Origin of the sequence: Lacisediminihabitans sp., from assembly GCF_043726815.1 — a bacterium.
Lineage (GTDB): Bacteria > Actinomycetota > Actinomycetes > Actinomycetales > Microbacteriaceae > Lacisediminihabitans.
In genome coordinates this window covers 1-23480 of sequence record NZ_JAYSJZ010000113.1, presented here as the reverse complement: position 1 = coordinate 23480, position 23480 = coordinate 1, and the positions used below count along the sequence as shown (strand labels likewise).

Annotated in this window: 22 protein-coding genes; 9 read left to right on the top strand and 13 right to left on the bottom strand. The window is 68.8% G+C overall.

Going from position 1 to position 23480, the window contains the following annotated elements; genetic code table 11:
- Positions 1-4: 4 nt before the first annotated feature.
- Genes ACHZD8_RS16695 through ACHZD8_RS16685 form a run of 3 tightly spaced genes read right to left on the bottom strand, consistent with a single transcriptional unit; the run spans position 5 to position 2691 of the window.
- Positions 5-934, bottom strand: a complete 930-nt coding sequence (locus tag ACHZD8_RS16695; protein ID WP_394771555.1) for a cytochrome b/b6 domain-containing protein — start codon at positions 932-934, stop codon at positions 5-7.
- Positions 931-1908, bottom strand: a complete 978-nt coding sequence (locus ACHZD8_RS16690; protein WP_394771554.1) for an electron transfer flavoprotein subunit alpha/FixB family protein — start codon at positions 1906-1908, stop codon at positions 931-933. The genes ACHZD8_RS16695 and ACHZD8_RS16690 overlap by 4 nt, the downstream gene beginning before the upstream one ends.
- A gap of 12 nt (positions 1909-1920) precedes the next feature.
- On the bottom strand, positions 1921-2691 hold the full coding sequence (locus ACHZD8_RS16685) for an electron transfer flavoprotein subunit beta/FixA family protein (RefSeq protein ID WP_394771553.1): 771 nt from the start codon (positions 2689-2691) through the stop codon (positions 1921-1923).
- Positions 2692-2882: 191 nt separating this feature from the next.
- On the opposite strand from ACHZD8_RS16685, the gene ACHZD8_RS16680 reads away from it, so the two are divergent.
- A complete protein-coding gene (locus ACHZD8_RS16680) occupies positions 2883-4691 on the top strand; it encodes an acyl-CoA dehydrogenase (protein WP_394771552.1) in 1809 nt (602 codons plus the stop codon).
- A gap of 140 nt (positions 4692-4831) precedes the next feature.
- On the opposite strand, the gene ACHZD8_RS16675 is transcribed toward ACHZD8_RS16680, so the two are convergent.
- Positions 4832-5128, bottom strand: coding sequence for a hypothetical protein (locus tag ACHZD8_RS16675; RefSeq protein WP_394771551.1), 297 nt, complete (start codon positions 5126-5128; stop codon positions 4832-4834).
- Between the two features lie 167 nt (positions 5129-5295).
- On the opposite strand from ACHZD8_RS16675, the gene ACHZD8_RS16670 reads away from it, so the two are divergent.
- Positions 5296-6315 carry an LLM class flavin-dependent oxidoreductase gene (locus ACHZD8_RS16670; protein ID WP_394771550.1) on the top strand — a complete coding sequence of 340 codons (1020 nt, stop codon included), beginning with the start codon at positions 5296-5298 and terminating at the stop codon, positions 6313-6315.
- On the opposite strand, the gene ACHZD8_RS16665 is transcribed toward ACHZD8_RS16670, so the two are convergent.
- Positions 6312-6806, bottom strand: coding sequence for a MarR family winged helix-turn-helix transcriptional regulator (locus tag ACHZD8_RS16665; protein WP_394771549.1), 495 nt, complete (start codon positions 6804-6806; stop codon positions 6312-6314). The two genes, ACHZD8_RS16670 and ACHZD8_RS16665, sit on opposite strands and share 4 nt — an antisense overlap.
- Before the next feature lie 86 nt (positions 6807-6892).
- Between ACHZD8_RS16665 and ACHZD8_RS16660 the strand changes: the two genes are divergently transcribed.
- Entirely contained in the window at positions 6893-8098 is a 1206-nt protein-coding gene (locus ACHZD8_RS16660) for an FAD-dependent oxidoreductase (RefSeq protein WP_394771548.1), read from the top strand.
- A 16-nt stretch (positions 8099-8114) separates the two neighbouring features.
- On the opposite strand, the gene ACHZD8_RS16655 is transcribed toward ACHZD8_RS16660, so the two are convergent.
- The 6 genes from ACHZD8_RS16655 to ACHZD8_RS16630 all read right to left on the bottom strand — a co-directional run bounded on the left by ACHZD8_RS16655 (position 8115) and on the right by ACHZD8_RS16630 (position 13145).
- Positions 8115-8735, bottom strand: coding sequence for a response regulator (locus ACHZD8_RS16655; RefSeq protein WP_394771547.1), 621 nt, complete (start codon positions 8733-8735; stop codon positions 8115-8117).
- Positions 8728-9894, bottom strand: a complete 1167-nt coding sequence (locus ACHZD8_RS16650) for a sensor histidine kinase (RefSeq protein WP_394771546.1) — start codon at positions 9892-9894, stop codon at positions 8728-8730. The genes ACHZD8_RS16655 and ACHZD8_RS16650 overlap by 8 nt, the downstream gene beginning before the upstream one ends.
- Positions 9895-9924: 30 nt before the next feature.
- Positions 9925-10668 carry an ABC transporter permease gene (locus tag ACHZD8_RS16645; RefSeq protein ID WP_394771545.1) on the bottom strand — a complete coding sequence of 248 codons (744 nt, stop codon included), beginning with the start codon at positions 10666-10668 and terminating at the stop codon, positions 9925-9927.
- A 1-nt stretch (position 10669) separates the two neighbouring features.
- Positions 10670-11602 (bottom strand): ABC transporter ATP-binding protein, encoded by a 933-nt coding sequence (locus ACHZD8_RS16640; protein ID WP_394771544.1) that lies wholly within the window; start codon positions 11600-11602, stop codon positions 10670-10672.
- A gap of 45 nt (positions 11603-11647) precedes the next feature.
- Positions 11648-12664 (bottom strand): hypothetical protein, encoded by a 1017-nt coding sequence (locus ACHZD8_RS16635; protein WP_394771543.1) that lies wholly within the window; start codon positions 12662-12664, stop codon positions 11648-11650.
- A gap of 103 nt (positions 12665-12767) precedes the next feature.
- Entirely contained in the window at positions 12768-13145 is a 378-nt protein-coding gene (locus tag ACHZD8_RS16630) for a hypothetical protein (protein WP_394771542.1), read from the bottom strand.
- 161 nt (positions 13146-13306) lie between these two features.
- Between ACHZD8_RS16630 and ppsA the strand changes: the two genes are divergently transcribed.
- Both ppsA and ACHZD8_RS16620 read left to right on the top strand, forming a co-directional pair.
- Positions 13307-15721, top strand: a complete 2415-nt coding sequence (gene ppsA / locus ACHZD8_RS16625) for a phosphoenolpyruvate synthase (RefSeq protein WP_394771541.1) — start codon at positions 13307-13309, stop codon at positions 15719-15721.
- Positions 15722-15765: 44 nt separating this feature from the next.
- A complete protein-coding gene (locus ACHZD8_RS16620; protein ID WP_394771540.1) occupies positions 15766-16677 on the top strand; it encodes a class II fructose-bisphosphate aldolase in 912 nt (303 codons plus the stop codon).
- Positions 16678-16996: 319 nt separating this feature from the next.
- Here the strand turns inward: ACHZD8_RS16620 and ACHZD8_RS16615 are convergent, their stop codons facing one another.
- Entirely contained in the window at positions 16997-17521 is a 525-nt protein-coding gene (locus ACHZD8_RS16615) for a hypothetical protein (RefSeq protein WP_394771539.1), read from the bottom strand.
- Positions 17522-17658: 137 nt separating this feature from the next.
- A complete protein-coding gene (locus tag ACHZD8_RS16610; protein WP_394771538.1) occupies positions 17659-19179 on the bottom strand; it encodes an amino acid permease in 1521 nt (506 codons plus the stop codon).
- Between the two features lie 214 nt (positions 19180-19393).
- Between ACHZD8_RS16610 and ACHZD8_RS16605 the strand changes: the two genes are divergently transcribed.
- The 4 genes from ACHZD8_RS16605 to ACHZD8_RS16590 all read left to right on the top strand — a co-directional run.
- The gene (locus ACHZD8_RS16605) at positions 19394-20761 is read left to right on the top strand and encodes a glutamine synthetase family protein (RefSeq protein ID WP_394771537.1); all 1368 of its coding nucleotides are present in this window, start codon (positions 19394-19396) and stop codon (positions 20759-20761) included.
- Positions 20748-21476 carry a gamma-glutamyl-gamma-aminobutyrate hydrolase family protein gene (locus ACHZD8_RS16600; RefSeq protein WP_394771536.1) on the top strand — a complete coding sequence of 243 codons (729 nt, stop codon included), beginning with the start codon at positions 20748-20750 and terminating at the stop codon, positions 21474-21476. Before ACHZD8_RS16605 ends, ACHZD8_RS16600 begins: the two co-directional genes overlap by 14 nt.
- Positions 21473-22834: an aldehyde dehydrogenase family protein gene (locus tag ACHZD8_RS16595; RefSeq protein ID WP_394771535.1), complete on the top strand. Its 1362-nt coding sequence runs from the start codon at positions 21473-21475 to the stop codon at positions 22832-22834. Before ACHZD8_RS16600 ends, ACHZD8_RS16595 begins: the two co-directional genes overlap by 4 nt.
- Before the next feature lie 11 nt (positions 22835-22845).
- Positions 22846-23480, top strand: a 635-nt coding sequence (locus ACHZD8_RS16590) for an SDR family NAD(P)-dependent oxidoreductase (RefSeq protein ID WP_394771534.1), incomplete at its 3' end; no start/stop codon positions are given.

Sequence of the window (23480 nt, the reverse complement as noted above, 5' to 3'; positions counted from 1 at the left end):
GCTCCTACCGCGTGACCGAGCCCGTGAGCGAGGCGATGGAGCGCAGCACCACCGGTTGCGCCGCGAACCAGGCCACGGTCATCAGCACGACCGTGCCCGCGAAGATGCCGAAGCCCAACCAGCTCTCGTCGTTGCGCACCGCGTACATGTGGTTCAGGTTGCGCAGGATGCCCGTCGCGAAGACGAGAATCACGTGCACGATGATGAACGCCACGAAGAAGAGCATCACCGGGTAGTGCACGGCCCGCGCCACCCCGATGGGGTAGGCCGCGCTCAGCCGCTTCGACTTCCAGGCCGGCGACATCCGCAGTCCGGTGAGGAGGGCGAGCGGGGCGGCGATGAACACGACCACGAAGTAGGTGATCAGCTGCAGCGCGTTGTAGTTGACCCAGCCGCTCTCCACCGGCCAGTCGAACGAGGCGTACTGGATCGCGGCCGACACGGCGTTGGGGAACACGCTCCAGCTCACCGGCACGATGCGCAGCCACTGCCCGGTGGAGAAGATCAGCACGTAGAACAGCAGGCCGTTGAGCACCCAGAGGGTGTCGAAGCTGAGGTGAAGCCAGAGGTTCAGGCTGATCTTGGTCGGCGGATTCTTGGTGCGGATGATTCCCGAGTTGTTGCGCTTCCAGAACATGGTGGGGCGCTTGACGGTGCGCACCTGCCAGCCGGAGCGGATGATGAACAGGATGAAGAAGGCGTTGAGCCCGTGCTGCCAGGCGAGCCAGGCGGGGAAGCCCACCGGCGCGCCGGCCGGAAGCGTTGTGGCCCCGGGGAAGTCGGTCATGAACGACTGGACCGCCGGCAGTGCGCGGATGCCCCGCGCCGCGAGCACGAGCAGGAACAGGGCCACGAGCACGGCGGGGACTATCCAGACGAGCTTGAACCACCGGCTCTTGGCAAACGCGGAGAGCCGGCCACCGGCGGTCGTCAACTGGTGCCGCTTCGTTTGCCGATGGCGTCGATGAGCTGCGGGACGACGGTGAACACGTCACCGACGATACCGAAGTCCGCGATCTCGAAGATAGGGGCGTCGGCGTCGGTGTTGATGGCGACGATCGTCTTCGCCGTCTGCATTCCCGCCCGGTGCTGGATCGCTCCCGAGATTCCGAGCGCGACGTAGAGCTGGGGCGAGACGGTCACGCCGGTCTGGCCCACCTGGGAGGTCTGGGGCACGTAGCCGGCGTCCACGGCGGCGCGCGAGGCACCCACCGCCGCGCCCAGGGCATCGGCCAGCTGCTCCACGAGCACGAACTTCTCCTTGGACTGCAGGCCTCGCCCGCCGGAGACCACTGTCGCCGCCCCGCGAAGATCCGGGCGGTCGGAGGCGGGGGGCAGCGGACGCATCGACTCGATCACGGTCGAGCCGCGTCCGTCGACGTCGAGCGCGACGGTGTCGACGGTGGCCTGCTTCGCCTCCGCGCGGGCCTCCATCGCGCCCTGCCGCACGGTGATGACGACCGGACCGCCCTCGACCGTCGACTCGACGGTGTACGAGCCGCCGAAGACGGAGTGGGTGGCGACGATGCGGTCGGCGTCCGCGCGCACGTCCACGGCGTCCACGAGCAGTCCGGCGCCGACCCGCACCGCGACGCGGGCACCGGTCTCGCGTCCGTCGATCGAATTGGCGACCAGGATCGCCGAGGGCTCGAGGGCGGTGAACGCCGCCGCGAGTGCCTCGACCTGGGGGGTGAGGAGCAGCGACGACAGGCTGTCGGTCTCCGCGACGTACACCCGCCCGGCGCCGAGCGAGCCGAGGCTCTCGGCCAGCGTGGTGGCCGAACCCGGCGCGGCGGCGACCACCGCGACGGGAGTGCCGAGGCGGGATGCCGCTCCCAGCAGCATGGCGGCGCTCGCGCCGACGGAGCCGTCGGGCGCGGTCTCGATCAAGACCAGAACATTCGACATGGGGGTGCCTTCCTAGATCAGGTGCCGGGCGGCGAGGAATTCGGCGAGCTCGACGCCGGCGGTGCCGTCGTCGACGATCTGTGTGCCGGCGGAGCGGGCGGGCCGTTCACTCGTGGCGAGAACGACGGAACGCACGGGGGATGCCGCGGCATCCGCCCCCAGGTCGTCGAGCGACCACACCGTGACGGGCTTCTTCTTGGCGCGCAGGATGCCCTTGAAGTTGGGGAACCGTGCCTCGGCCGTGCGCTCCGTCACGGAGATCACGGCGGGGAGGGGCGCTCGCACGGACATCGTCCCCAGCTCGGTCGACCGCTCTCCGGCGATCGAGTCGGGGGTGATGGCCACCGAGTCCAGGTAGCTGGCCAGCGGCACGCCCAGGTGTTCGGCGACCAGGGCCGGCAACACGCCGCCGCGACCGTCGGTCGACTCGTTGCCCGCGATCACGAGGTCGTAGCCCAGCTTCGTCAGAGCCGCGGCGATGACCCTCGCGGTCCAGGCGAGATCGGCTCCCGCCAGACGGCCGTCGAGGATGTGCACCGCGGAATCGGCGCCCATCGCGAGGGACTTGCGCAGCATGTCCTTGGCCGAGTCCGGCCCCATCGTGAGGGCGACGACCTCCGCGTCGTTGGAGTCCTGATAGGCGAGTGCCGCCTCGAGGGCGCGCTCGTCGATCTCGTCGATCACGGCCTCGCTTCCGCCGCGGTCGAGCCAGCCCGTGTCGAGGTTGAGCCTGCGCTCGCCCCAGGTGTCAGGCACCTGCTTCACCAACACGACGATCTTCACGATTAGTCTCCTGCTCCTTTGCCGGGGGCCGCGCACAGCGACTCTCATTCTTTCAGTAGTAGTCGCGTTCGGGCCGAATCGGTGCCCCGTAGTCGATATCCGAGTGTGGTTCGAGGCTGCCGCAACGCTACACGTGAGACTAGGTACAACGTCCTTTGGCTCCGTACGGTGTCGGAGGTACTCTGACGAACGTGAGCAATTACCGACCTCCAGTCTCCGATCTTGCCTTCGTCCTCGAACATGTCGTCGGGTATCCCGATGTCGCCCGGTTGCCGGGCTACGAGCATGCCGACCTCGACACCGTGGTCGAGCTGCTCGAGCAGTGCGGCGACTTCATGGCGAACGTCGTCGCGCCGACCAACCAGCCCGGCGACGTGGAGGGCGCGCGACGCGAGCCGGATGGCTCGGTCACGACCCCCGCGTCGTTCAAGGCCGCCTACCGTCAGTACGTTGACGCCGGATGGGGCTCCGTGCCGTTCCCGGAGGAGTTCGACGGCGGAGGATTCCCGTGGTCGGTCGGCCTGGCCATCCAGGAGATGCTCGCCTCCTCGAACATGGCCTTCGCGCTGTGTCCGCTGCTCACTCAGGGTGCCATCGACGCGCTGCTGCACCACGGCGACGAGGCCCAGAAGCTCCGCTACCTGCCCAAGATGATCAGCGGCGAGTGGACGGGCACGATGAACCTCACCGAGCCGCAGGCCGGATCGGATGTCGGTGCCCTCACCACGCACGCCGTGCCCCGCGCCGACGGCACCTACGGCATCACCGGCCAGAAGATCTACATCACCTACGGCGAGCACGACATGGCCGAGCAGATCGTGCACCTCGTTCTCGCCCGCACGCCCAACGCGCCGGCCGGCACCAAGGGGATCTCCTGCTTCATCGTTCCCAAGTTCCACGTCAACGACGACGGGTCGCTCGGCGAGCACAACGCCGTCAACTGCCTCTCGATCGAACACAAGCTCGGCATCCACGGCGCTCCCACCTGCGTGCTCTCCTACGAGGATGCGACGGGATACCTCATCGGCGAGGAAAACCTCGGCATGCGGATCATGTTCGTGATGATGAACAGCGCCCGGCTCTCGGTGGGCACCCAGGGCCTCGCCATCGGCGAACGCGCGTACCAGCAGGCGCTCGACTTCGCCCAGGAGCGCCGTCAGGGACTGGCCATCGGGGCGACCGGTGCCAACTCGGCGATCATCGACCACCCGGACGTGCGCCGGATGCTGCTCACCCAGAAGGCCTACCTGGCGGCGCTTCGCCGTCTCATGCTCTTGAACGCGGTGCACATGGACCGCAGCACCCATGACCCGGACGAGAAGAGCCGCGCGCGGGCGAACGAGATCGTGGGGCTGCTCACCCCGATCTGCAAGTCGTTCGGCACCGACCTCGGCGTTGAGCTCACCTCCCTGGCGCTCCAGGTCTACGGTGGCATGGGTTACATCGAGGAGACCGGCGCGTCCCAGCACTACCGGGATGTGCGCATCACCCCGATCTACGAGGGCACCAACGGCATCCAGGCCGCCGACCTCGTGGGCCGCAAGCTCGGGGTTCGTGACGGTGCATCCGTCACCGAGTTCCTGGCGACCATGCGCGAGGTCGAGGCGGAGCTCGCCGAGGCGGGGGACGAGTTCGACTCGATCCGACTCGAGCTCGGCCGCCAGTTCGACACGCTCGAGGCCGCGACCCACTGGATGCTCCGCACCGGCCGCGCGGATCCGAACGCCGTGCTCTCCGGGTCCACGCCGTACCTGCGGATGTGGGGGCTCTGCACCGGGGCCTGGCTGCTCGCGCGTTCGGCGCTCGCCGCGCGCGGCATCGATGACGCGGAACTCGCCGAGACCCAGCTGGTGCTCGCCCGGTTCTACGCCGAGCAGCTGCTGCCGCAGTCGGGCGGGCTGTTCGGGGCCGCGACGGCCGGCTCTCGCGACCTCTTCGCGCTGGATGCCGCCGCGCTGGCCGACTCGGCGCGGCTTCGGCAGAACGCGCCGCTGAACTAGCGGGCAGTGAGTCGCGCGAGACGCTGCCATCAATCTGGGTGAATGCCCGGGCTTTCCCCTCGCGGCGGGAGTTGTGCGCGCGGGCGGGCGGGCGGCAGGACTCCCTCCGCGAGCGTGAACCACGGGAAAGGGCGCGCCGCCTAACCCTCCGGGGCCTCCACGACCGTGATCGGCATGGACCTGGTCACCGCCAGGAGCTCGATGCCGCCCTCGTGCAGCAGCGGCACGAGTTCCGAGCCATCCGAGGCGATCACCTCCCCGGAACGACGAAGGAAGATCGTCGCCATGCTGATTCTGGTGAGGAACTCGCGGCCGACGCACCTGATCACCACGAGCCCCTCGGCGCGCGGGGGAGTCTCAACCGGGGATGCCGACGAGTGGATGCCCGGCCGACGGGGGACCGGCGGCCGACCCCTCAGGCGGGCGAGGACATCCACGACACCACGACCTCGTAGACGGAAGTGCTCCGGACCGAAATCGTCATGTCGTTCCCCTCGAGGCCGCAATGCTAGAGATGCTCACAGAATAGGCACGACAAGGTTGCCGGGAACAGACGCTCCGAGTAAACATCGTGTTAACGAGCCGGGCGGCATAACATCGGGCCGTGACCGAACTCATCGAACCCACCAGCCAGCGGCGCATCGGAGTCATGTTGCCGCGCGATATCGCGCCGCGAGACTTCATTCAATTCGCCCGCGCCGCCGACGATGCGGGGTTCGATGATCTCTGGGTTGTCGAGGACTGCTTCTACCGCGGCGGGTTCAGCCAGGCGGCCGTGGCGCTCGCCGCCACGACGCGCATCCAGGTGGGCATCGGCATCCTGCCGGCCGCCGTGCGCAACGTGTCGTTCACCGCGATCGAGTCGGCGACCCTCGCCGAACTCTTTCCCGGGCGGGTCTCCATCGGCATCGGGCACGGCATGCCGGTGTGGATGAGGCAGGTCGGCGCGTGGCCGGCAAGCATCCTTAACCTGCTCGCCGAGCACCTCGACGTGACCAGGGCGTTGCTGCGCGGCGGGAGCGTGATGGTGTCCGGCCACTACGTGAGCGCGGATGACGTGGAGCTGAACGCAAGGCTCGAACGGATTCCCCCCGTGCTGGCCGGGGTGCGCGGGGTGAAGTCCCTCGCCGTGTCCGGACGCCACGCGGACGGCACGATCCTCGCGGAGCCGGTGACGCCCCAATACCTGGCCGCCGCGCTGGCGGCAATCGGCGTGGGCAGGGACGCGCCCGATGGCCGGGGCTTCGTCGAGCTGGAGAACCTCCCGGTGGAGCACCAGGTGGTGGCGTACAACGTGGCGGCGGTGCGCGACGACGCCGGTGCCGCACGGCTCCTGGCCCGACCCGCCCTCGAGTGGATCGGCGAACCGGACTGGCTGCCGCACATACTTCCGCTGCCGTTCGCCGACGAATTCATCGCCCTCCGAGCGGCCAGCGCCTCGCGCGCGGAGTTCGCGGCGGCGATGCCGGACGAGTGGATCGACCAGCTCGCGATCGTCGGAACCCCGGAATCCGCCCGCAGGCGCGTCGACGAACTGCACGAGGCGGGGGCCACGAGCGTCGTGCTCATCCCGGCCGGCGGCGACCCACTCGTCGAGTTGGCTTCGCTGGCGAGGCTTCTTTAGGCCGTTCCATCGGGCCGCGCCGCGTCTCGAAGGAGCTCGATCTCCTCGCGGTTGACCTCGGCCGCGCGGGCGAACAGCTCGTTGGCGAAGTCGATCTGCTCGTCGCTGAGGGTGTCGAGGTACTCGGCCCACCGGGCTCCCACCCGGCCGTAGATCGGACCGACCTGCTCCATCACCCTGTCGACGTCGGCGGTGACGATGACGCGGCGACGGTCGTCTGGATCGCGCCGCCGGGAGACGTAGCCCGCACGCTCGAGGCGATCGATGGCCGCGGTGATCGCGCCGCCCGCGGTGAGCCCCGTGCGCTCGGCCAGCTCGCCCGGGGTCGCGGGACCGCCGCTCATGAGCAGGCTCACGCACTGCATGTCCGTGCCGTTCAGGCCGGCCGAGCGCGCCACCGCATCCTGGAACAGCACGGCCCGGGCCATGAACTCGCGCATCACCTCGGCCATCCGGTGGATGGACGCCTGACGCGTTGACAAATCGGACACGAGTGCCTATTCTCTCTAATTACGAGAGACTCTACATCCGAGAGTCTCGAATACCAATTTTATCGCGGTCCCAGGGGAGAATCGACATGCCACGCGCACTGATCATCGGGAGCGGCGTCGCCGGTCCGGCCGTCGCCCAATTCCTCCATGCTTCCGGATGGGACGTGGAGATCTTCGATGCCCAGCCGGCCGCGCAGAACTACGGTGGCCTCTTTCTCAACGTGGCGACGAACGGGCTCGCCGTGCTCGAATCGCTCGGGCTGAGGCAGCGGTTGCTGGAAGACGGCCACCGTGCGCCGAACATGGTGATGTGGAGTCGAACGGGCAAGAGGCTCGGCGCGGTGCCCAACGGCCCGGCCGGCGATCCGGCCCGCGGCAGCGTCATCGTGAAGCGCGACCGTCTGCACGAGGTGCTGCGCGACGGCGCGACCGCCGCCGGGATCCCTCTCATCTTCGGAGCGCGGCTCGTCGGCATCGAGGAGACCGCGACGAGCGTGCGCGCCACGTTCGCCGACGGCCGGGTGGCCGAGGGCGACATCCTCATCGGCTGCGACGGCGTCGGATCCCCCACCAGGCTGTGGATCGATCCGGCCGCGCCGGCCCCCAAGTACAGCGGTCTCGTCGGTCTCGGCGGATTCGCCCGGGTGGAGGGTCTCGCGCCGACTCCGGAGACCCAGCACTTCGTGTTCGGCGCCCGCTCATTCTTCGGCTACCTCGTGCGCACCGACGGCACCGTGTACTGGTTCGCCAACATCACCGCCCCGGAGCCGGCGAGGGGATCGATGCGGGGCGTCTCGAGCGACGAATGGCTGGCGCGGCTGCGCGAGCTGCATTCCGACGACCCGTTCCCGGTGCCGCAGATCCTCGAGCGGGCGGAGGGCGAGATCCGCGCGTACCCGATCTACGACCTCACCCACGTGCCCCGGTGGAGCTGGGGGCGCGTGGTCGCGCTCGGCGATGCGGTGCACGCCACGTCGCCGAGCGCCGGGCAGGGCGCGTCCCTCGCCCTCGAAGACGCGGTCACGCTCGCGAACTGCCTGCGCGACGCGCCATACGACCGGGCGTTCGCCGAATACCAACGACTGAGGCAGCCGCGCGCGGAGGCCGTGGTGAAGTACGCCAGGGCCATCAATGCCCAGAAGCGTGTGACGAAGAGCCGCCTCGGCGTCGCCATCCGCGATGCCATGATGCCGATGTTCCTGCGCCGGGCCGCGAACGACACGAGGAACAACTGGCTCTACAACCACACGATCCAGTGGGAGGACCCGGCCGCCCGGCGGCCGACCGGCTGATCGGCTGATCGGGCGGTCAGCTGATCAGCCAGCCGTTGTCGGCGGCGATCCGCACGGCCTCGCTCGCATTGCGCGCGGAGGTCTTGCCGATCGCCGACGACAGGTGGTTGCGCACCGTGCCCTCGGAGAGGCGGAGGGCGATGGCGACATCCGAGATGCTGCCCTCGCTGCGCAGGCTCAGCAGCACGTCGGTCTCCCGCGCACTCAGCGGCGAACTGCCGGTGATCAGCGACTCGGCGGCGAGGGCGGGGTCGATAACCCGGAAGCCGGCGGCGACCCGGCGCACGGCATGGGCGAGCTGCTCGGACGGGGTGTCCTTGACGACGAATCCCGAGGCCCCGGACTCCATCGCGCGCCGGAGGTAGCCCGGCCGGCCGAACGTCGTCACGATGAGGGAACGGCATCCGCTTCCGGAGTCCCGGAGCAGCCTGGCCGCGGCGAGGCCGTCCAGGCCCGGCATCTCCAGGTCGAGCAGCGCGACTGTCGCTCCGGACGCGAGAACGGCCGGGAGCACCTCGTCGCCCCGGCCGACCTCGGCGACCACCTCGAAGTCGGGTTCCAGGGAGAGCAGTGAGGCGAGGGCGCCGCGCACGAGGGCCTGGTCGTCCGCGATGAGGATGCGCAACGGGTCAGACACCGTTCCGCCGAACGGTGAGGGCGAAGCCGCCGTACCGGCTCTCCTGAACGCGCAAGGCGACCCCGGCGGCCGCGGCACGCTCGCGGAGTCCGCGGAGCCCATTGCCGGCGATCGTCTCGATGGTGTCACGGGGGCCGGACGGGCCGAGTCCGTTGTCGTGCACGCTGAGGTGGTCCCGGTCCACCGTGACCCAGCAGGCGTCTGCGCCGGAGTGCCGGATCACATTGGTCACGCCCTCACGCAGCACCCAGGCGAACACCGTGTTGAGGCGTGGGTCGACGGCGTCGACGCACTCCGGCAGGGTCGCGTTGATCTCGGCGGCGTCGAGGGCGATGCGCGCGGAGGCGAGCTCCGACTCGAGGTCCGCCTCCCGGTAGTTCGTCACGGCGAGCCGCAGGTCGGCCAGGGCGGTGCGGGCGAGACGCTCGATGTCGGCGATCTCGGTGACCGCCTTCTGCGGGTCGATCGCCACGAGCCGTTTGGCGAGCTCGGACTTGACGGTGACCACGGTGAGGGAGTGGCCCAGGATGTCGTGCAGGTCCCGGCTGAACCGGGCGCGTTCGTCGACCACGGCCAGGCGCGCGATCTCGTCGTTGGCGAGGTGGAGGTTGCGGTTGGACCTGGTGAGAATGCCTCCGGCGATCATCGTCGCGGCGACGACCGAGGTGATGAGCGGGGCGAACGAGCCGCCCCCGCTGAACCCGGTCGAGAGGCCGATGGCGAGCTGGGCGAGGATCACCGCACCGGTGATCGGCAGGGTGAAGCGCAGCGGGATCGCGCTGTATGCAGCCAGCGCGACCACGAGCATCCAGACCCATTCGGCGTCCGGACCGATGAGGGGAAACAGCGTGGCGGAGGCGGCCCAGAATCCGAGCACGGCGAGCACCTTCACCCGCACGCTCTCGGGCGCGATGAGCGGCCCGAGCAGCAGGAAGGCCAGGTAGAGCACCGCCATGATGCCCAGCCCGAACGCCTTCTGCTGCGGCGGAGTCGGCTCGAGGATCACGGTGACGACGAGGATGCCCTGCCAGAGCAGGCCGGTGCCGCCGCCGATGTGCCAGATGCACGCGCCGCGAGAGGTGAGCCGGCTGCGCAGTCCCGGTGCGGGGCTCGACGCCGGCGCTTCGGACCCCGCGCGCTCGATCAGATCGTTGGCCACCCTGTCCACTGTAATCATCAGGCGACCGGATCAGGCCCGGGCGGCATCCCGCTTGTACCGCCAGGCGATCGCGACGGCCAGAACGACGGTCCAGTCGGCGAGCACGAGAACGGGGGAGAGGATGTCGCCCCCGCCCTTCGCTCCCATCTGGCCGAGTCGGTTGAGCCAGAACGACGGCACGGCCTGCGCCACGGTCGCCACCCATTCCGGCATGACCTGCAGCGGTATCCAGAGTCCGCCGAGAACGGCCATGGCAAGGAACACGAAGGTGAACAGCGGCTGGGCGAACTCCGGTTTCGCGAACTGGCCGATTGCCAGCGCAATGAGCGTGAAGGGGAGCACGCCGACCCAGATTCCCACGATCGCCGTGGCCGAGTGTGCGAGGTCGAGCCGCGCCCCGAACACGATGGCCGACACGGCGAAGAGCAGCACGATGGTCGTGAGGGCCATCAGGAGCGCGGCGAGCACCTTCGAAGCGACATAGCCGGCACCGGACAGCGGCGTGATGCGCAACTGGCGATTCCAGCCGGTCGAGCGCTCGGTGGTGATCGAGAACGCCTGGGACAGGGCGGCCATCATTCCGCCATAGGCCGCCATCTGCACGGTCGTCACCACGAGCCAGGGGAGACCCGTCGACGGGTCCCTCTGGCCGGAGGAGCCGTAGGCCGAGCCGAAGATGAGCAGCATCACGACTGGAATCGCGAAGGTGAACACGAGGGAGGGCAGGTTGCGCAGCTGGCGAAGGGACTCGAGCGCTACATAGCGAAAGGGCATATCAGGCTCCTGTGGGGGTGGGCACGGCGAGCTCGCGGGCATCCGAGGTGAGCTCGAGGAAGGCGTCGTCCATGGTGTGGGAGACAACCTCGATGCCCCGCGCCGACGGAAGGGCGACGAGGATGCGGCGCAGGGTGGCATCCGGGTCGCCGCTCACGACGGTGAACCGCAGGCCTCGCCTCTCGGCGGTGCGCACGCCCGGCATTAGCCGAACGGCGGCCAGGGCCTCGCTCGCCGCGGAGTCGTCGAGCGCGAACCGGATGGTGCGGCCAGACACGACGGCCTTCACCTCGGCGGGGGTGCCGTCGGCGACCACGCGGCCGGTCTTGAGGATCACTATGCGGTCGGCGTAGGTGTCCGCCTCGTCGAGGTAGTGGGTGGCGAAGATCACCGTGCGGCCGTGATCGGTGAACTCGCGCATCGACTGCCAGAAGTCGCGGCGGCCCTCCACATCCATCGCGGCGGTCGGCTCGTCGAGGATGAGCAGCGACGGGTTCGAGACGATGGCAACAGCGAACCGCGCCCGCTGCAGCTGTCCGCCGGAGAGCTTGTTGACGCGCTGCCCGCCGATGTCGCTGACGCCGGCGCGGGCGAGGGCATCCTCGAGCGAGAGCGGGTCGCGATGCACACTCGCGATGAGGGCCACGCTCTGTGCGACGGTCATCGTGGGGAGGAGGGCGGCGCCCTGCAGCATGGCGCCCACCCGGCCGTCGACGATCGCGCCACGCGGGGCCTCGCCGAAGACGCTCACCGAACCCGAGGTCGGGCGGGAGAGTCCGAGGGTGAGATCGATGGTGGTGGACTTGCCGGCGCCATTCGGGCCCAGCAGCGCCAGCACCTCGCCCACCGGGATCGTCAGGTCGACCCCGGCGACGGCGGAGACGGAGCCGAAGGACTTGTGGAGGCCGGAGAGTTCGACGGCGGGAGCGGGCACGGGCTCAGTCTGCGCGAGGGGAGCGCCGGGCGCCCCTGACGGCGATCACGGTGTGACCGTGACATCTGTCATGGCGGACTGTCGACTGCGCGTGGCGACGCCCCGGCCGAGCCAGGCCAGGGCGGCAGCGACGGCGATCCCCAGCGCGACCAGTGCGATCCGATCCGGCTGCTCGGGGGCGACGAGCACTCCGATCACGGTGTGGGCCACGATCGCCGCGCCGGCAGCGGCGAGGAGGTGGCGGTCGCCCCAGCCCGCGGAGCGCGACCAGCGGGACAGGAGCCAGCCGACAACGCCGCCGAAGGCGATGGCGGCCACCAGCGGCGTCGCCGAGAGCGGCCATTCGCCGAAGGCTGGCGCGATGGCCCAGAGGAACTGGGTGAGCTGCCACGCGAACGTGCACCCGGCCACGAGGAGGAACACGACGACCGGGTGCGGCGCCGGGCGTGGATCGACGGTGAGCGGCCGCGAGCGCGGCACCAGCCGGAGTGCGACCACGCCGAGAATGGCGGCCGCGAGGAGCGCGATAAGGGGGAGCGCCGGCGGGGCCACGTAGCCGGCGGAGAAATAGGTACGGGCGACGAAGACGAGCATGGCGACACCGAGCAGATAGAACGCCGCAGTGACGGCGAGGCCGACCCGCCCGAGGTACGGAGTGGACCGGCGGGAGGGGAACAGCACGTTCACGAGGGCGATCGGCACCGCCGCGCTCCAGATCGCGTGCACCAGCAGCACGGACTCCGTGAAGACCCCGTTCACCCCCAGCAGGCGGACGCCCCAGTCCGCCGCGTTGTAGAGGACGGGATTGAACAGGCTCTGTGAGGCGAAGCCCTCTTCCACGAGGCCGTAGGCAACGCCGAGCAGGAGCACGCTCGGCCATCCCCGGCCCGAACGCACCACGAGTTCGCGGATGAGCAGCGCACCCGCGCCGTAGAGCGGGAGGTACACGGCCAGCAGGGTGCCGAGCACGACCGGCTGGGCGAGCGGGGTCGAACCGGCGAGCAGTTCGGCCACCAGGGGGGCGATCAACACGAGGGCGAGGGGTGGCAGGAGTCTGCGCATGGAATCATTCCGATGGGTCGGTGAGCGAATTGCCCACCTCGAGGCTGCCCCTCGGCGACCTCGGCCGACCACGATCCCCGTCACGACATCGTCGTGACAAATGTCAGGGCTCGTCGGCCCTGATCTCGTCGAACCAGCGGGCGACGCCGTTCGCGCTGTGTGCGTGGCGGAGGGCATCGGCGGCGGCCGTGCTGCTGTCGGCGGCCCGTCGGAGCGAGCGTTCGGCGTCGACCCACCCCGGGTTGTCCGGATCATCGCCGCCATCACCGGCGTGATGCACCCCCTCGACCACCTGCCCGTGCCAGTCCGCGAGCCGTTCGTAGGCCAGAGTGAGCGACTCCTGCACCCGGGCCAGATCGCCCAGGATGGCGTAGGAGTCCGAGGGCCGCGGGATCTGCGCCACGGAATCGGCGACGTCGCTGGCGGCCGCCAGAAGCGCCTCGGTGATGAGCAGCTGACTCGACTTCTCGCTCGTGGTCACGGTAATCCTCGCTCTCGATCGCCGGCCGGGATCGGTCGGGCCGACCCCTCAATAGAAGGCCAGGCGGCGCTCGCCCAATAGAGCCGAAAGCCCCAAGGCAGGGCGGCGGGCGCGGAGTAGCGTGGCGCCCAACGAGGTGCCCAACGAGCCTGGAGAAGAGCATGGACGAGCGTTACGTGGTGCGGTTCGACGAGATCGGAATGGCGGACATTCCCCAGGTCGGAGGCAAGAATGCCTCCCTGGGGGAGATGGTACGCAGCCTGGGGAGCAAGGGAGTACGGGTGCCGGACGGATTCGCGACGACGTCGGCCGCGTATCGGGCGTTCGTGACGTCGAACGGACTCGAGCCGGCCATCCGCGCCGCCCTCGACCGCTACCACTCCGGGGAGGCGACCCTGCGGGTCACCGGCGAGGCGATTCGCGAGCTCTTCCTGGCCGGCGAGTTCCCCGATCAGATCGCCGCGACCATCCGTACCTTCTATGCCGCGCTCTCGAAGGGCGCCGGCCGCGGCCCGCTCTCGGTGGCCGTGCGCAGCAGCGCCACCGCCGAAGACCTGCCTGACGCGAGCTTCGCCGGGCAGCAGGAGACCTTTCTCAACGTGACCGGCGAACGGGAGCTTCTGGATGCGTGCCGGCGCTGCTACGCCTCACTCTTCACCGACCGGGCTATCAGCTACCGCGAGGTCAAGGAGTTCGACCACCTCGAGGTGGCGCTGTCGATCGGCATCCAGCGCATGGTGCGCTCGGATGTCGGCGGTTCCGGCGTGATGTTCTCGATCGATACCGAGACGGGATTCCCGGAGGCCGCCGTGATCAGCGCCACCTGGGGACTCGGCGAGACCGTGGTGCAGGGGACGGTCAACCCCGACAAATACCTCGTCTTCAAGCCGCTCCTCGACGACCCGGCATGCTCGCCGATCATCGAGAAGACCATGGGGCCCAAGGAACGCAAGATGATCTACGCCGAGGGAGGCAGCGCACGCACTCGCATGGTGGACACGAAGGCACGCGAACGGCAGTCCTTCGTGCTGAAGGACGAGGAGATCGTGCGACTCGGCCGCTGGGCGGCCCTCGTCGAGGCGCACTACGGGCACCCCATGGACATGGAGTGGGCCAAGGACGGTGTCACCGGGGAGCTCTTCATGGTGCAGGCCCGCCCGGAGACCGTGCAGTCCCGCCGGAGCGGCACCCGGTTCACCATCCACCGCCTCACCGAGACGGGCACCGTGATCGTGTCCGGCGCCGCGATCGGCGATTCGATCGCCTCGGCGCCCGCGTGTGTCATCCGCAACCCCGCCGACATCGAGAGCTTCCAGGATGGCGCGATCCTCGTCACCGAGATGACCGATCCAGACTGGGTGCCCATCATGATGCGGGCCGCCGGGATCGTCACCGACCACGGTGGACCCACGAGCCACGCCGCCATCATCAGCCGGGAGCTCGGAGTGCCCGCCGTCGTCGGCACCGGAAACGCCACCGACGCGATCAGGGACGGGCAGACCATCACGCTCTCCTGCGCGGAGGGCGACCAAGGCCACGTCTACGACGGAACGCTCGCCTTCGAGGCCGAAGAGGTGGACCTCGGGTCATTGCCGAAGACCCGTACTGCCGTGATGGTGAACATCGCGAGCCCGGCGGCGGCCTTCCAGTGGTGGCGCCTGCCCGCCGACGGGGTCGGCCTCGCCCGCATGGAGTTCATCATCAACAACCTGATCGCCGTGCACCCGATGGCGCTCGTTCATCCCGAGCGGGTGACCGACGAGGGCGACCGGCGCAGGATCGCCGAGCTCACCCGGGGATACCGCGACCCGAAGGAGTACTTCGTTCAGTCCCTCGCCCTCGGCATCGCCAAGCTGACCGCGCCGTACTACCCGAACCCGGTGATCGTGCGCCTCAGCGACTTCAAGACCAACGAGTACGCGCACCTCGTCGGCGGTTCGGCGTTCGAGCACCTGGAGGAGAACCCCATGCTCGGATTCCGTGGCGCCTCGCGCTACTACGACGAGCGCTACCGAGAGGGTTTCGCCCTCGAGTGCCGGGCGCTCAAGAGGGTGCGGGAGCACATCGGGTTCACCAACGTGATCGTGATGGTTCCGTTCTGCCGAACCCCCGCCGAGGCGGACCGGGTGCTCGCGGTGATGGCCGAGAACGGCCTGGTGCGCGGTGAGAACGGGCTGCAGGTGTACATGATGTGCGAGATCCCCTCCAACGTGATCCTCGGCGAGGTGTTCGCCGCCAAGTTCGACGGCTTCTCGATCGGGTCGAACGACCTCACCCAGCTCGTGCTCGGCGTCGATCGCGACTCCGAGGAACTCGCCGCGCTCTTCGACGAGCGCGATGAGGCCGTCGAGCGGATGATCAGCGAGGCGATCCACAAGGCGCACGCGGCCGGGATCAAGATCGGCATTTGCGGACAGGCCCCCAGCAACTACCCGGACTTCGCCGCCTTTCTGGTGAGCGAGGGAATCGACTCGATCTCGCTGAATCCGGACAGTTTTCTCAAGACCGTCGGTCGCATCGCGGAGGCCGAGAGGCGACTCGAGGTCGTGCGGCCCGTCGTGCCGGCGCGGGTGTGATCGCGTCGCGGTGAGCGTGCCGTCGTGAGAGCCGTGGAGTGACGATGGAGCAGACGATCGGTCGGATGCGCGAGAACAACGCCCGGGCGCGCGCGCTCATGGCGCGAAGCCGCCGGGAACACTTCGCGGTCGGCGCGTTCAACATCGACAACCAGGAGACGCTCATCGCCGTGGCACACGCCGCGCAGAAGCTCACCGCGCCGGTTCTGGTGGAGGCGAGCGACGGCGAGGTGGCCTCGATGGGGCTGGCGAACATCCGCGATCTCGTGGACAACTACCGGGACGAGTTCGGCATCGAGATGTATCTCAACCTGGACCACTGCCCGACGGTGGCCGGCTGCACGCGGGCGATCGACGCGGGCTACGAGTTCATTCACCTGGACATCTCGCAGGCCGACCACGACGCCTCGCTCGAGGAGATAATCGCGGGCACGAGGGAGGTCGTGGCCTACGCGCTGTTCACCGGCGCCCAGGTCGAGAGCGAACCGCACTACTTCGCCGGCTCGAGCACCGTGCACGCCGAGGACTTCGACTATGAGGAGATCAAGAAGACCTTCAGCACGCCGCAGGCGGCGCGTTCGTTCGTCGACGCGACCGGCATCGACACCTTCGCCGCCGCGGTCGGTAACCTCCATGGACGGTACCCCGCGCCGAAGATCCTCGACCTCGACCTTCTCGCCAGTATCCGCTCGGCCATCGACTGCCAGATCAGCCTGCACGGCGGCAGCGGCACACCGTTGCACTACTTCGAGGAGGCGGCGCGCATCGGGGTGAGCAAGGTCAATGTGAACAGCGACCTGCGGTTCGCCTTTCGAACGACACTCGAGCGGGTGCTCGCCGAGAACCCCTCCGAGTACTCGGTGCCGAGGCTCATGCCGGCCGTCTGCGAGGCCGTTCAGGCGGTGGTGGAGGAGAAGATCGTGGCCCTCGGAAGTGCGGGCAAGGCCGTTCGCTGAGCCGTGCGCGTTGAACTCGCACCACACTCGTCACTCCAGTAACACTGGTACCACCCGTCTAACCCCGTAGTGGGGCAAGAATTGCTCAGTAACGTCTGGTAATTTTCTAAACAGATGACGGGGATTACCTCATCTTCTCCTGGTCGCCAAGCGGAAACGCGGGGGCGTTGTGTCGCACGGCGGTCCAGGCGTGTCTCAATTCGGGAAAATAGAGACCGACTCGATCGCCGCCGCTCCATCGGAGCGGCGGCGATCTACGGTTAAGCGCAAGCCGCGACGATGACCGGTACGGCGGCCTGGTGCGGCTGTGGCCGGGGAACTACGCGACGAGCCTGCGGTGAGCGCGTTCGGCTGCGGCTTCCGTCTCGGCGGTCGCGGCGGCCTCTCTATCGTTCGTGCGTGCCTCGGCGAACTCGGCAACCCAGGCCACCTGGGACGGTTCGGCGACCCAGACGACACGCTCGACGCTCCCGGTGACGGGGGCTGGCTCGTCGTTCGAGAGTGCGACCTCGCTGGTGCTCTGCTCGGTTGCGGCAGAGACGGTGGAGGCGACGGACGGCGAGACCGCGGGGGCCACGTAGTAGGAGCCGAGGACAGGAGCGCTCTCGGCGGCCTCGGCCGACTGCGGGGCGATCTGGGCGGCGACGTCCCTGGCGATGCGTTCGGCGACCGTCACGCCGAAGAACGCGTCCGTGTCACCGGCCTTGCGAAAGTCGATGCTCCACATTCCGCCCACGCCGACGGCCGCGAGCACGCGCTCGCGCACGAGCTCGAAGACGAGCTCCTGGAGCTCTTCGTAATCGGCGGGACTCACGCTGCTGTTGGGCCTGACTGTCTTGGGCATGCTTCTCGAACCTTCCACCACGAGGGACGATGGTGTGCTCATTATCGCCGACCGTCGCACCCGCGCCCCTGATGACACGCCAGACAAACAACGGCGGGGCTCGAAACTGATCCGAGCCCCGCCGTGGTGGTGTTGGCCTACTTTGTACCGAAGACCTCGGTCTCCATGGCGTCGTAGCCCTCCTCCTGCGGGTCACCGTGCAGGCCGCCGCTCAACGCGTACTCCTCCTCCGGCGAGAGCACGAGCTGCTTGCGCCCGAAGAGCGCGAAGAGGGCGAGCATCACGACGTAGACGACCGCGATGGCCGCGATGGCCGGGAGGAACGGTGGGTTGAGCAGGAAGCCGATGAAGGTCGCCGCGGCGATCACGCCGGCGACCACGGCCCCTGCCACGCCGACCGGGCTCCGGTATGGCCGGTGCGCCATGGGGAACTTGCGGCGCAGCACCACGAACGAGATCATCTGCAGGAGGTAGGAGAGCACGGCGCCCCAGACCGCGATGTTGAGCACGATCGCTCCGCCGGATCCCGTTGCCCCGCCGGTGAGGTCCACGATGATCATGGCGATGAAGCCGATGACCGCGCCGACGATGAGCGCGAGCCACGGCGTCTGGCGCTTGCCGGTGAGGGACAGCACCTTCGGGTAGTAGCCCGCACGGGAGAGCGAGTACATGTTTCGACCGTAGGCGAACATGATCCCCTGCAGCGAGGCGAGCAGGCCGATGAGGGCGAAGGCCGACAGGATCGCCGCCAGGCCGTCGGGGAGGATCGCGCGGAAGCCGTCGAGCAGCGGCTCGCCGGACGCGGAGAGCTTCGCCGACCCGTTGACCCCCGGGTTGAGCAGCAGCACCACCGCACCGCAGATCACCAGGGTGATCATGCCCACGATGCCGGCCTTCGGGATGTCCTTGGCCGGATTGTGCGCCTCCTCCGCCGCCAGAGGCAGCTCTTCGATACCCAGGAAGAACCACATCGCGAACGGCAACACCAGAAGGATGGGGAAGGCCCCGTGGGGGAGGAACGCGCTCTGGCCGGCATCCGGCTTCACGTCGAAGAGGTGCTCAACGCTGAAGGCGCCGGACACGAGCGCGGCCACCGCGAACACGGCGAGGATCGCGATCGAGAGGATCGAGACCACGACGGCGAACTTGAAGGAGATCGACGCGCCCGCCGTGTTCAGGGCGATGAAGACGATGTAGAGGATGATCCACCACACCCAGGTCGGCAGCTCGAGGCCGAACGTGGCGGTGATGCCGTTCGCGTAGCCGGCCGAGAAGTAGACGATCACGGCCGTCGTCGCGACGTATTCGATAGTCTCGGCCAGTCCGGTGACGAAGCCTCCCCACGGGCCCATCGCGGCCCGGGCGAACGAATACGCCCCACCGGTGTGCGGCATCGCCGCCGACATCTCGCCGATGCTGAACAGCATCGCGAAGTACATGATGACGACGATGATGAAGGCGATCACCATGCCGCCCCAGCCCGACGTGGCCAGCCCGAGATTCCAGCCGGAGAAGTCACCGGAGATGACCGCGGCGATGCCGAGACCCCATAGCCCCCAGACGCCCGCCGACCGCTTGAGAGTGCGCTTCTCGAAGTAGCCATCCTCCGCCCTCGTGTACGTCACCCCGGAAACGCTCGTGTTGCCGTGATCTGTCATTCGTTTTCTCTCCCATGGGTCGAACGAGTTGTTCGCGCGCTCCATTGCGCGCGAGGTGGATCAGAGTGCTCCGAGCGTACTGGCGTATTGGTACCCCATGTCTACCTTTGGGTGTAAATATCTTGTTACGTCTGCTCACACGATTGCTCACCCGTGCGACGAAATCGCGTGGTGTAATGGTCGGCAGGACTCTCACCGACCGAGGAGAACGCGCATGACAAAACGCTCCGGAATGCTCACCACCAACGAGCTCAACGGACTCATCGACCGGCAGGAGATCGACACCGTGATCGTCGCGTTCACCGACATGCAGGGGCGGCTGGTCGGCAAACGCACCTCCGCCAGGCTCTTCAAGGAGGAGGTCAGCCAGCACGGTGCCGAGTGCTGCAACTACCTCCTCGCCGTCGACGTGGAGATGAACACCGTCGACGGGTACCGCATCTCCTCGTGGGAGAAGGGGTACGGCGACATGGCCATGATCCCGGATCTCTCCACGCTTCGGCTGGTGCCCTGGCTGCCGGGCACCGCCCTCGCGATGGCCGACCTCACCTGGCTCGACGAGACCCCGGTCGCCCCGGCGCCGCGGGAGATCCTCAAGCGCCAGATGGCGCGCCTCGCCGAGAAGGGGCTCGTGCCGTACGTGGGCACCGAGCTGGAGTTCATCGTCTTCGACGACAGCTACCGCGACGCCTGGGCCAAGGGCTACCGGGACCTGACGCCGGCGAGCGACTACAACATCGACTACGCGCTGCTCGCCTCGACGCGGATGGAGCCGCTGCTGCGCGACATCCGCGTGTCGATGGAGGGGGCCGGCATGTACTGCGAGGGAGTGAAGGGCGAGTGCAACCTCGGCCAGCAGGAGATCGCCTTCCGCTACGAAGACGCCCTCACCACCTGCGACAACCACTCGATCTACAAGAACGGGTCGAAGGAGATCGCGGACAAGCACGGCAAGGCGATCACCTTCATGGCCAAGTTCAACGAGCGCGAGGGCAACAGCTGCCACATCCACATCTCCTTCCGCGGCGTCGACGGCGACCCCGTGTTCGCCGACAAGGACGACGAGCTCGGGATGTCGAAGATGTTCCGGCACTTCCTGGCCGGCCAGCTGAAGACCATGCGTGAACTCACCCTCTTCTTCGCCCCCAACATCAACTCGTACAAGCGCTACGTCGACGGCAGCTTCGCGCCGACCGCGGTGGCCTGGGGACTCGACAACCGCACCTGCAGCCTGCGGGTCGTGGGGCACGGGCTCGGGCTGCGCGTGGAGAACCGGGTGCCGGGCGGCGACGTCAACCAGTACCTCGCGGTCTCGGCCCTCATCGCCGGCGGACTGTACGGCATCGAGAACGAGCTGGAGCTCGAGCCGATGTTCGAGGGCAACGCGTACGGCAGCGACGCCCCGCGGGTGCCCGCGACGCTTCGCGAGGCGGCCGAGCTGTTCGGCAGCTCGGAGATCGCGCGGGCCGCCTTCGGCGACGACGTCGTCGAGCACTACCTCAACAACGCGCGCATCGAGATCGCGGCCTACGACGCCGCGGTCACCGACTGGGAGAGGGTGCGCGGCTTTGAGCGGTTCTGACCCAGTGGTGATCGGCCTCACCACCTACCTCGAGCAGGCGCAGACCGGCGTCTGGGACGTGCCGGCGGCCTTCCTGCCCAAGGTGTACTTCGACTCGGTCACGCGTGCCGGCGGCATCGCGGTGCTGCTGCCGCCGCAGCCGGTGAGCAAGGAGATCGCCAACCGGGTTCTCGACTCCCTGGACGGGCTCATCGTCACGGGCGGTAAGGACGTGGATCCCGGTCGCTACGGCCAGGATCGGCACGAGGCGACCGACGAGCCCCGCACCGACCGCGACGCCTGGGAGGATGCGCTGCTCACCGCGGCAATCGAGCGTGGACTTCCCTTCCTCGGCATCTGCCGCGGCGCGCAGATGCTCAACGTGGCGCTCGGCGGCACCCTGCACCAGCACCTGCCCGAGGTGATCGGCAGCTCCAGGTACCAGCTCGGCGGCGGCACCTTCAACCGGGTGCCGATCGAGGCTGAGCCGGGCAGCGCGGTGGCGACCCTCATCGGGGCGGAGCCCCTGCACGTGGAGGTCTACCACCACCAGGCGATCGACCGGCTCGGCGACGGCCTGGTCGTCACCGCGCGAAGCGATGACGGCGTGGTGCAGGCCGTGGAGGTGAGCGGGATGCCGTTCGGGGTGGCCGTGCAGTGGCATCCTGAGCAGAACCAGGACGACCTGCGGCTCTTCGCCGGGCTCGTGGATGCCGCGCGGGAGGCGAAGAAGTGACCGTCACCAGCATCATCAACCCGGCGGACGAGCGGGTGCTGCGGACCGTCGAGCACTCCACGCTCGACCGCGTGGATGAGGCGATCGCCCACGCGGTCGCCGCCCAGCGACTCTGGGCGGCCCTCGCCCCGGCCGAGCGGGCCGGGGCGCTGCGACGCTTCGCCGCCGCGGTCGGCGACGATATCGAGACCCTGGCCGGTCTCGAGGTCGCGAACTCCGGGCATCCGATCTCCCAGGCGCGCTGGGAGGCTGGCCACGTGCGCGACGTGCTCGACTACTACGCCGCGGCGCCGGAACGGATGATCGGCAAGACCATCCCGGTGGCCGGCGGCATCGACATGACCTTCCTCGAACCCCTCGGTGTCGTCGGCGTAATAGTGCCGTGGAACTTTCCGATGACCATCGCGAGCTGGGGCTTCGCCCCCGCGCTCGCCGCCGGGAACGCGGTCGTGCTGAAGCCGGCCGAGTGGACCCCGCTCACCGCCATCCGGCTCGGCGAACTTGCGGTCCAGGCCGGCCTCCCGCCCGCCCTCTTCCAGGTTCTGCCGGGCCGCGGGGACGTGGTCGGCGACCGCTTCGTGACCCACCCGGACGTGCGCAAGGTGGTCTTCACCGGGTCGACCGCCATCGGAAAGTGGGTGATGGCCGGCTGCGCCGACCAGGTCAAGGCCGTGACTCTCGAGCTGGGCGGCAAGTCGGCGAACGTGATCTTCGCGGATTCCGACCTCGAGCGGGCGGCGGCCACCGCGCCGTACGCGGTCTTCGAGAACGCCGGCCAGGACTGCTGCGCCCGCAGCCGCATCCTCGTGGAGCGCAGCGTGCTCGATCGCTTCCTGGAGCTGCTCGAGCCGGCGGTGAAGGGGGTACTGGTCGGCTCGCCGACCGACGAGGCCACTGAAATGGGGCCGCTCGTCTCGGCCGCCCACCGGGAGAAGGTGCGGTCGTACGTGACAGACGAGTCCCGTGTCGCCTTCCGCGGGAGCGCGCCGGAGGGCGCAGGCTTCTGGTTCCCGCCCACGGTGCTGCTGCCGGGATCCCGCACCGACCGGGCCGTGACCGAGGAGATTTTCGGACCCGTCGTCACCGTGCTGCCCTTCGACGGCGAGGCCGACGCCATCGCCCTGGCCAACGCGAGCGAGTACGGTCTCTCCGGCTCGATCTGGACCCGCGATGTGGGCCGGGCCCTCCGGGTGTCCCGAGGCATCGAGAGCGGCAACCTCTCGGTCAACTCGCACTCCTCGGTGCGCTACTCGACCCCGTTCGGCGGCTTCAAGCAGAGCGGTCTCGGGCGCGAGCTCGGGCCGGATGCCGCGGCGGCGTTCACCGAGACCAAGAACGTCTTCATCAGCACCGACTAGGAGAAATCGCCATGGCAGTACCGAAGATCGACCTCACCCAGCGGCTCGCGGGCAAGGTCGCCGTCGTCACGGGCGGAGCGAGCGGCATCGGCCTCGCGACCGCACGCCGATTCGCGGCCGAGGGGGCGACGGTCGTGATCGGCGACTTCAATCCGGAGACGGGGGCCGCCGCGGCGGCCGAGGTGGATGGCCTCTTCGTGCAGGTGGATGTGACGGACGAGCAGCAGGTCGACCGCCTGTTCGCCCTCGCCAACGAGACCTACGGCTCGGTCGATATCGCGTTCAACAACGCCGGCATCTCGCCGCCGGACGACGACTCGATCGAGACCACGGAGCTCCCGGCCTGGCAGCGTGTGCAGGACGTCAACCTCAAGTCGGTCTACCTGTGCTGCCGGGCGGCGCTGCGCTACATGGTGGCCCAGCAGTCCGGCTCCATCATCAATACCGCGTCCTTCGTCGCGGTGCTCGGCTCGGCGACGAGCCAGATCTCGTACACCGCCTCGAAGGGCGGCGTGCTCGCGATGAGCCGCGAGCTCGGCGTGCAGTTCGCCCGCGAGGGCATCCGCGTCAACGCCCTCTCGCCCGGCCCGGTCAACACCCCGCTGCTGCGCGAGCTGTTCGCGAAGGACCCGGAGCGCGCGGCCCG